The organism is Virgibacillus sp. DJP39, assembly GCF_049310925.1.
In the GTDB taxonomy this organism is placed as follows: domain Bacteria; phylum Bacillota; class Bacilli; order Bacillales; family Amphibacillaceae; genus Virgibacillus_F.
Genome location: NZ_JBMERP010000171.1, coordinates 1 through 1,676, shown reverse-complemented (window position 1 = coordinate 1,676; position 1,676 = coordinate 1). Strand labels below are relative to the sequence as shown.

General features: G+C 40.0%; 2 protein-coding genes. One reads left to right on the top strand and one right to left on the bottom strand.

Features of this window, described 5'->3' with window-relative positions; all coding sequences use genetic code 11:
• Positions 1–927 (top strand): LLM class flavin-dependent oxidoreductase (locus ACOI1D_RS21560; RefSeq protein ID WP_422504242.1); only part of this gene is annotated, 927 nt, incomplete at its 5' end.
• Positions 928–1,289: 362 nt separating this feature from the next.
• Here ACOI1D_RS21560 and ACOI1D_RS21555 read toward each other — a convergent pair.
• Positions 1,290–1,673 (bottom strand): VOC family protein, encoded by a 384-nt coding sequence (locus ACOI1D_RS21555; RefSeq protein ID WP_422504244.1) that lies wholly within the window; start codon positions 1,671–1,673, stop codon positions 1,290–1,292.
• Positions 1,674–1,676: the final 3 nt, after the last annotated feature.

Genomic DNA, 1,676 nt, shown 5'->3' with positions numbered 1-1,676 from the left:
CGTGCGGAGGAACTAGGGTATAGTAGATTCTGGGTAGCCGAACATCATCACGTTTTATCTGTTGCAGGCAGCACCCCGGAAATGCTGATGATGTACCTGGCCACTAACACGAGACGTATTCGAATCGGTTCCGGCGGCGTTATGCTTCCCCATTACAGTCCGTATAAAGTTGCAGAAAACTTCCGGATGCTTGAAGCCCTTCATCCAAACCGGATTGACTTGGGTATAGGCAGGTCTCCAAGCTATCGGGCTGTTAACAAGGCATTAAACGAAAATAAAGAACAAAAACTGTCTTATGAGCAGCAAGTGAAAGACTTACATAAATATTTTTCAGATAACACATCCATGGATCATCGCTTTTCAAATCTCTTAGCCACTCCTGTTACAAAGACTTCTCCAGAGATGTGGATGCTTGGCACTGGTGGCGGAAGTACCCAAATTGCTGCCGAAAATGGAATTGCCTTTGCCTATGCTCATTTCGCCAAGCCATCTGATGCAGGAGTGGAGGTAGTTAACAGTTATCGAAAGAATTTTCATGCTATCTCACAACTTGAAAAACCCAAAGTAATGATAGCTGTTTTCACCGTCGTCGCTGAAACAACGGAAGAAGCCGAAGAAATAGCAAAAGCTTTTGACCTATGGTTATTGTTTGTGGAGTCCTCCACTCCGCCTCCTTATTATCCGTCCATAGAAACCGCTAGAAGCAGAGGGTTGAGTACAGTTGAAAAAGAAAAGGTTGCCCGCAATCGCAAAAGGATGATCATCGGCAATGCACAAAAGGTAAAAAAAGAAATTGAGAGAATCTCTCATCTTTATCAAGCAGACGAAATAATGATCATACCTAATGTTTCAGGATTTGATAACCGTATAAAGAATATCGAATTGCTCGCGGAAGCATTTGGGTTACTGAACAAGGAATCCGAATAACGGAAAAGAAGCAGCTTTACTAAAAATAAGTAGTTCACCTACCGTGGATATTCACCAAATTTAGCAATGATACAAAGCACTTGGACAAAAATGAAATTTTGTCCAAGTGCTTTTTCGTTTTTGATTGTCTAATTAAAGGTAGACTATACGAACAAGATTAATGTCTTCTATGAAGTTCATTTCCATTCACTTTCTCGCTCATTTCGACTTTCATCTGCCTTGTGGAGGTGTCCCACATAGCTACCCAGTTAGTTATCAGACTTCAATTTAACAACAAAAACTCACTATCCTAATTAACTTGTTGTTAGTGATTTTATCCTTCAAAAGTGAACTACTTAGCACTAAAAACTGCCTTTTTTCCGTTATTTTTGAGCCATCTGTATCAGATTACCACATGTGTCGTTAAAAATCGCAACTGTAACGGGTCCCATTTCAGTTGGTTCCATATTGAATTCCACACCCAAGTCCTTCATTCTTTCATATTCCTTTTGAATGTCATCAACACCAAATGAAGTAAAAGGAATAGCAGCTTCAAATAATTCTTTTTGGTACGTTCCAGCTGCCGGAAACGCTATTGGTTCAAGGAGTAACTCGATTTCCCCTGAACCTTCAGGTGATACAACAGTTATCCATCTTCCTTCACCAGCCGGCATATCCATCTTTTTAACAAACCCCAAAATATTCGTATAGAATGCTAATGCCTTGTCCTGATCATCTACATATACACTTGTCATATATATTTTCATATT